Source organism: Rhodopirellula sp. MGV, from assembly GCF_002251265.1.
Taxonomy (GTDB): domain Bacteria; phylum Planctomycetota; class Planctomycetia; order Pirellulales; family Pirellulaceae; genus Stieleria; species Stieleria baltica_A.
This window is the reverse complement of record NZ_NPDI01000028.1, coordinates 167486-174941: the sequence shown is the minus strand read 5'-3', so window position 1 is coordinate 174941 and position 7456 is coordinate 167486. Positions and strand designations below refer to the sequence as shown.

Below are 7456 nucleotides of genomic sequence, written 5' to 3'. Positions count from 1 at the left end.
GTGTTCAATACCGGTGCGGCGTTTAGGCGTTTGGACATGCTGGCCCTCGCCGAAGCCGTCACGGTCTATGACGGCTCTCAACTGGTCGACACCAGCGATCCATCCGGGAACGACTCCACCGGTGAATTGGGCACCTCCGCAGGCGGTGAATTCCGATACACCATCGAATTGGCTCCCGGTGAAAACCGTAACAATGTTGACTTCGGCAATCATCCGCTCGACAACGTCGCCCCGTCAATTTTGGACGTCGTGGATATCACACCTGACCCACGCAAAACGGCCGTTGACCAAATCGACGTGACATTTGACGAACCGATTGACTTATCAACGTTCGATCACAACGACATCACTTTGCGACGAAATGGAGTGGTCGTTGCCCTCGATTCTACGATCACGACATCCTTACTGTCGGGAAATACCTATCGCATCGCGGGACTCGCCGGTTTCACCACTGACGAAGGAATTTATACCATCGACGTTTCCTCATCGAATATCAGTGACCTCGCGGGTAATGCAGGGTCCAACACGGAAACTGACCAATGGATCACGGACCGATCCGGGCCGACCAGCAACGTCCACGCATTGTCCCAAACACAATCCGACAAGACCTTCCCAGTGTTCGTCTCGGGATCAGATACAGTGGCTGCCGGTGCCGGATCAGGAATCGTGTCCTTTGAAATCTATCGCAAGCTAAACGGCGCGCCATGGGAGTTCTGGACTTCCGTTCCGGCCAACCAAGCGATGGCCATGTACAACGCCGAAAGCGACGACTCTGTCGGTTTCTATAGCATTGCGATCGATGCGGCAGGCAATCGAGAATCCAAATCGCCGATCCTCGAAGCGGGAACTTACGTGCCAGACTTGGACTTGCCCGTCACTCAGGTCGACTCGGTTGACGATACCACTCCGACATTGAATGTAACCTTTAGCGGTTCCGACGAAGGCGGATCATTGCTGCAGAGCTTTGAAGTGTTTGTATCGGTCGACGACGCGATCCCCCAAAGCCTTGGCGTTGTCCCTGCCGGGCAAGCGGACGTCAACGGAATCTACACCGGTTCCATCGACTATCGTGCGATGACCGATGGAAACGTTCACTCCTACCGTTTCTATACCATTGGGAAAGACGGACGACAAAACGTTGAACCCGCACCCTCAGCACCCGCGGACGCCACCGTCGAACTGCAGTTCGATGCCCCGTCAGACCTCGAAATCATTGACTTCGATGTGCAACGTGGGGCCCAACAACGATCATTCATTCGCTACCTGGACGTGACATTCAACTCACAAGACTTTGCGTCGATCATCGCGACCCTGGATGATGCCGACCCGGCGAACGATCGCATTCGGCTGAACCGATTTGACAACGATGGGCTTGGCCCAGCTGTCCCCGTCGACCTTCAAGGCCGAGTCAGTTCGATCGATCAAGTCATGGCGATTGATTTCGGAAGCGGCGGCATCGGCGGCGATGGCAATTCGGCGGTCGGGAATGGCTACTATCGGCTGGAAATTGACCTGGATGGCGATGGCGTCATCGCGACGGACGCCGAAACATTAGCTTTCTATCGTCTACTCGGTGACGCAGACGGCAACCGAACGGTCGACTACTACGACGTTTCGCCGATTGTGCAACACTTTGGCGCAACCGGCTCCACCGACGGTGATCTCAACGGCGACGAAATAACAAACTATGACGACTACTATCGAATCGCCGAAAACCTTGGACAATCGGTCGACGGGTCACTCGATCTCGACGACTAATGGACGTCGAATAAGTCCAAAGTTAATGCCGTTTTTGACATTATCGCTGACAAAAACTGACACCATGCCGCTAAATTAGCGAAGGTGCAGAATGTATACCACGGGAGGAATTATTTCGATGAATCTGCGACTGACACTTCTTGCGATGACGATGTTTTTGTCCAGCTATGCTAGTGCTGGACTGATGGTTCAAGGCCAAGCTTCTGCATTGGTACCAGCCGGATCAACCGGGGTCGTCACCTTCACCATTTCAAGTGATGCCCCAGATTTTTTTCCCGACCTATTTCTTGGCTACGAGTTCACGTTTCATATCGATTCCAGCATGAGCCCTGGTTCCATCGAGTTTCTACCCTCTGGTTTGCCAGACCCTGCTGACTACGTTTTCGGTAATCAGAGCACTGCGCGTCTTTCCGGCAAGACATTCACACCGACAATGACGCTTGTTCCGGATGACACACTGGTGATCGAGGATGGCGGTGCGCCACCTGTTTTTCTGAGTCAAGGAAGCGGTAGCCTCGTTTTGGCAGAACTGCATTTCACCACCAATGGGACACTGCCACCAAACGTCGGTGATACGTTTAGGATTAGCGCGAGCACCTCGAATCCTTTCATTGCTTCGGACAACACTCCTACAGAGATCACGATCACCGCAGCCACTGGAGTAGTCCCTGAACCGCACAGCTTGTTGACCTGCCTGCTGTTCTCGACGCTCGGCATCATTCGCCGTCGTCGCTAGTCATCCTCAGTTCGCCTGCGTCAGCTCGATTCGCCTGCTTCGGTTCCCCTTCACCCTGAATTGATCCTCGATGCGTTTTTCATTCGCCCTGATCAGCTTGCTCGGATTCGGCCAGTTCATGCTCGAATCCAGTTCAGGCCAAGATCTCGAACAAGCCACCACCTTGCCACGCGCGACGCCTGAATCCCAAGGGATCGCGTCCACGGCAATCATCAACTTTGCAAAAGCCGCCGATGAGTCCGTCGACAGCATGCATAGCTTCATGATTGTTCGTCATGGCAATGTGGTTGCCGAAGCATGGTGGAGTCCCGAAGCAGCGGAAAAGCCACACGTCTTGTGGTCCCTCAGCAAAAGCTTCACTTCCACCGCGGTTGGCTTGGCCGTGGAAGATGGCCTGCTGGACATTGATGATCCGGTGCTGAAATTCTTCCCTGACGATGCACCACAGGATCCTTCCGATCATCTCAAGGCGATGCGTGTTCGCGATCTGCTGACGATGACCACCGGACAGGAACCGCTACCTCGACCGACCGAGAACGATCACTGGGTCAAGACATTTTTGGCCGCGCCCGTTCCGCATCAGCCCGGGACAAAATTTCTGTACAACACGCCAGCAACTTACATGCAATCGGCGATCGTACAAAAAGTGACTGGCGAAACGGTGTTGGATTACTTGACACCTCGCCTCTTCGAACCGCTCGGTATCGAAAAGCCGACTTGGGACCAGAGCCCACAAGGCGTTTCGCTGGGCGGATATGGGCTGTACCTCAAAACCGAAGACATTGCCAAGTTTGGACAACTGTATCTGCAGAATGGCCAATGGAATGGCAAACAACTAATCCCTGCCGATTGGATTCGGCTCGCAACCAGTAAGCAAACGGAAAACGCCGATGCCCCCAGCGGCGGTTCACCGGATTGGCGGCAAGGATATGGGTTTCAATTCTGGCGTTGTCGCCACGGTGTTTACCGTGGTGATGGCAAAGACGGTCAGTTCTGTGTCGTGATGCCTGAGCAGGACACGGTCGTCGTCATGACTGCCAACACACGAGATCTGCAGAAGCAACTCGGCCTGGTTTGGGAGCACCTTCTTCCCGCACTTGACCAAAACGCGTTGCCAGAAAACGAAACGGCAAAAGCTGAGCTAACAACAGTACTCAGCAATCTAAAAGCGACGCGTTAAACCGCCGCTACGTTGCGATCACTCTGGCAAGCCTTCGACTTCGATGACCGGACGAATCTCGGCAATCCCTCGCCGAGTTCCTGGGATTTGCTTGGCGAACTCAATCGCCTCGTCCATTGAGTCAACATCGATCAGGAAATAGCCGCCGAGTACTTCTTTCGTTTCCGCGAACGGACCGTCTTGAACTGACGCCTTGCCTTCGCGCACCCGCACGCACTTCGCCGTCGATGTCTTTTGCAATGGCGCCGCGTCAATGAATTTGCCCTGCTGATGATAAGCTTGGCAAACTTCCACCGATTCTCGAATTGCTACTTCGTGTTCAGGATCAGGCCAAGCGTCTTCGCGGCTATGAATTAGAACGAGATACTTCATGACGATGTAACGGTATCGACCGCTTCTGGTTGAATGGGAGTCGATCGGGTAAAGGCCAATTGGAAGACGCGCGAATCACGCAACCCCAGCGCGATCCAAGCCAGCACGCCGATCACGATCGGCACAATGAATGGATCGTCAACGCGGACATGCGTCGCAACAGCCCCCCCTAAGTAGGCACTGATCAAGATCGCGCCGATAAACGCAGTCTGCGGGATCAGAAACAACACCGTCATCCCAATCTCGACAAAGCCGATGTAGACCATTACGTCCTCTGACCACCCCAGTTTATCAAACATCTCTGCCTTTCCTTCGAAGTCCATGAACTTTCCGGGAGCGCTTAGGCAAACGAGGAACACAAACAGTAGCGCACTGAGGATCCATCCGACAATTTTTGATTTGGACATTGTTAGCGTTTCTCCGAAGACTCTTTCATTCTTTCGTTGATTACAAAGCGATTTCACACCAGCCTTCAGACTGGCGACCAGGTTGATACTTGACGATCGGCATTCTCTTTCATGATCCCGGTACAAATTGGTTCGCAGATCGTAAAAAAGCGGTCGATCGCGAAAAACTTGCCAAGCAGAAAAATCAACCTCACAACGCTGGTCGAATCCAGGCGAGTGACTTCGACAGGACAGCTCGCTTTTTGGCCAGAAAGCCAGCGGGGGTGCGCAGCGACAACTAGCCGATTGCACTACATTACCCCGTCCAGTCATCGCACTTCCCGAAGGCGGCGCGACTTAGCGATGAGCTGACTCAATCAATCCTTCCAACAACTTCGTCGGGTATGGCGTCGAATGGATTCAGATGATGGGTTTTTGCGCGCCCTTGCTGCGCATGATACGGCTGTTTCGCAACTTGGACTTCCGATTTGGATCGGTGCCGAACCGACGTTTACGGACCGGTTTTCGGAAGCTCCGGAGTGGCTGTTCTGCGCTTTGGGTGACGAAAAACGAACGCGTGCGGAGCGCGTCTTCACGCTACTCGCCAAAGCGGCACCCAACGCCGCGGTGATTCGGTGTGTCGGACGCCAGTACGAAGACGAAGACCTGCCGCGATGGAACTACGGCTTGTACGAAAGTCGTGATGGCGTGCCCACTTGGAAAGGCCCCCCGGATCCGCTGCTTGCGACAAGTGCTGGCGAACCGGAACCGGAACGATTCGCAACCGAGCTGACCACGAACTTACAATCGCAGTGCTACTCAGCCGCCACGCTCGCTTCGCCTCACCACACCCGCGTGCTGTTCCGAATCGACGAAGCACAACCGAACGTCAACGTCGAAGAACGCCCCACGCTTTTGCGTTCGGCGCTGGAATCGGAACGGATCGAAGGTGTCCAGGCGAGTGACGATTTGGCAGCGACCGGAGATTACCTCATTAGCTGTTTTGCGAATAACGGTTCATTGCAAATCGAGCTACCGGCGATCGACGATATCGACATGTTCCGCAAACTGCTCGACGCGATCGCGCAAGTTGCCAATGACTTGAACGTCCCATCGCTAATGCTCACAGGCTTCCCGCCACCAATTGATCACACGATCAAGTGGATGACGGTGACGGCAGACCCCGCGGTCATCGAAGTCAACATGGCGCCCTCCGATCAGGTTGTCGATTTATGGCAGAACCTCCGAGGACTTCAAAACGCGGCCAATGACGAGGGTCTCGAATCGTACCGCCTGCAATACAACGGTGAAGAAAGCGATTCCGGTGGCGGGGGGCAGATCACGCTTGGCGGGCCAACGGCGCAAAGCAGCCCGTTTCTGCGGATCCCAAGCATGCTGCCAAGCTTGATCCGATATTTCAATCATCACCCCTCGCTGTCATATCTGCATGCCTTCGCATCCATTGGGCCAGCCAGCCAAGCACCTCGTGTCGACGAAGGCGTACGTGGAACCGTCAATGAGCTGAAGTTGACTTTGGACCTGCTGCAACGGATCGGAAATCCGACGCCCGAGACAATCTGGGAAACCCTGGCGCCATTCTTGGCTGATCCAAGCGGCAACACACACCGCGCCGAAATCAACATCGAGAAACTTTGGAATCCGTATTTGGGGAACCGAGGCCGCTTGGGACTGGTTGAATTTCGATCGTTTCGAATGGGTCCTGTCCCAGAAACCACCGCATCGCTCGCCGCACTCTTAAGAGCCATCGTCGGTATGCTTGCGGCCCATCGTTGCGAACGCCCTCTAATGGATTGGGGAACAGAGCTCCACGAAAAGTACTCGCTCCCGTTCCACTTACACCATGACCTCAAATCGGTGCTTGCCGAATTGAAACAAAATGGCTTCGGACTCGAAGACCCGATCGTTCATTATCTGATGCGAGACAAAGATCTCGTGATCTCGCGAAGCAACCTTGGCGAAACGCAATTTGAACTTCGGCGTGCGATGGAATTCTGGCCGTTGGTTGGCGACGTCGCGATGCAGCGTGGCGGCTCACGCACGATCGATGCGAGCACTCACCGACTAGAGATTCGCTTGCGGAATAACAATCGGCCGGAATCGCTCGACGGTTGGACGCTGCAATACCGGGACTGGAATATCCCATTGCGTTCGGAGAAAGACGAATCAGGCAACGTCAAGCTGGTCGGCTTGCGTTATAGAAGTTTTGTCCCACAACGCGGACTGCACCCGCCGCTTCCAGCCCAAGACCCGCTGGTCTTTACCTTATCACACCCTGACGATCGACACTGGGAAATCAGTTTGTATCAATGGGAACCGTCCGGCCAAGCTTATCCGGGCTTGCCGGACTCGTTGGAGGAGGCCCGAACAAGGCGGCAAGCACGGTGCGTGATCAAGCAACTGCACCGCGCCCCCGACCCAGGCCAGACACCACGCAACGAAGCGATCGGCGATCATGTCGCCGACCTGCGTTGGCTGTAACGTCGCGCTATCGGACGTCGCCTCAACGGACCATGCCCATCGCCAAAAAGTTGATTTTACGCTCGGCAAGTCGGCTGAGCGTTTGATTGGCATGGCCCTCTTCGTTCAAGGTTTCTTGAAGTGCATCGGCTGCCTTTTGGTGGCCGAGCTTTTCAGCGAACGTACGTGCGGTACCATAGCCGGCCATTTCGTAATGCTCGACACGCTGCGCGGCTGCGATTAACGCGGCATCCAATACCGACGGTTCGATGTCACTCTTCAGCAGTGATTCGCCTTCTTTGATCAGACCTTCCATCGCCGCACACTTGTGGCCCCGAGGTTCGAATTCAAGGTCACTGAAGATCGTTTCTAGACGAGCGACATGCGTTTTCGTTTCTTCCAAATGGCTCTCAAAAGCCTCCTTCAATTCGCTATTGGAAGCAGCTTCCTGCATCTTGGGGAGTGCTTCAAGCAACTGTGTCTCGGCACTGTACAGGTCCTTCAGTTCATGGACATACAGCTTTTCAAGTGAATCAAGTTTCATCG

General features: G+C 54.5%; 7 protein-coding genes. 4 read left to right on the top strand and 3 right to left on the bottom strand.

Annotation, left to right across the window (positions count from 1 at the left end; translation table 11 throughout):
• Positions 1 to 36 precede the first annotated feature (36 nt).
• The 3 genes from CGZ80_RS28575 (at position 37) to CGZ80_RS09675 (ending at position 3674) form a co-directional block, all read left to right on the top strand.
• A complete protein-coding gene (locus CGZ80_RS28575; RefSeq protein ID WP_233148347.1) occupies positions 37 to 1758 on the top strand; it encodes an Ig-like domain-containing protein in 1722 nt (573 codons plus the stop codon).
• Positions 1759 to 1876: 118 nt separating this feature from the next.
• Positions 1877 to 2494, top strand: a complete 618-nt coding sequence (locus tag CGZ80_RS09680) for a hypothetical protein (RefSeq protein ID WP_094413756.1) — start codon at positions 1877 to 1879, stop codon at positions 2492 to 2494.
• 70 nt (positions 2495 to 2564) lie between these two features.
• Positions 2565 to 3674 carry a serine hydrolase domain-containing protein gene (locus tag CGZ80_RS09675; protein WP_094413754.1) on the top strand — a complete coding sequence of 370 codons (1110 nt, stop codon included), beginning with the start codon at positions 2565 to 2567 and terminating at the stop codon, positions 3672 to 3674.
• 18 nt (positions 3675 to 3692) lie between these two features.
• Here CGZ80_RS09675 and CGZ80_RS09670 read toward each other — a convergent pair whose 3' ends face one another.
• Both CGZ80_RS09670 and CGZ80_RS09665 read right to left on the bottom strand, forming a co-directional pair.
• Positions 3693 to 4046 (bottom strand): YciI family protein, encoded by a 354-nt coding sequence (locus CGZ80_RS09670; protein WP_094413752.1) that lies wholly within the window; start codon positions 4044 to 4046, stop codon positions 3693 to 3695.
• Positions 4043 to 4453 carry a DoxX family protein gene (locus CGZ80_RS09665; protein ID WP_094413750.1) on the bottom strand — a complete coding sequence of 137 codons (411 nt, stop codon included), beginning with the start codon at positions 4451 to 4453 and terminating at the stop codon, positions 4043 to 4045. The genes CGZ80_RS09670 and CGZ80_RS09665 overlap by 4 nt, the downstream gene beginning before the upstream one ends.
• A gap of 393 nt (positions 4454 to 4846) precedes the next feature.
• Here CGZ80_RS09665 and CGZ80_RS09660 point away from each other — a divergent pair, with 393 nt between their 5' ends.
• On the top strand, positions 4847 to 6931 hold the full coding sequence (locus CGZ80_RS09660; RefSeq protein ID WP_094413748.1) for a transglutaminase family protein: 2085 nt from the start codon (positions 4847 to 4849) through the stop codon (positions 6929 to 6931).
• 22 nt (positions 6932 to 6953) lie between these two features.
• On the opposite strand, the gene CGZ80_RS09655 is transcribed toward CGZ80_RS09660, so the two are convergent.
• A complete protein-coding gene (locus tag CGZ80_RS09655) occupies positions 6954 to 7454 on the bottom strand; it encodes a ferritin-like domain-containing protein (RefSeq protein ID WP_094413995.1) in 501 nt (166 codons plus the stop codon).
• Between the last annotated feature and the right edge of the window lie 2 nt (positions 7455 to 7456).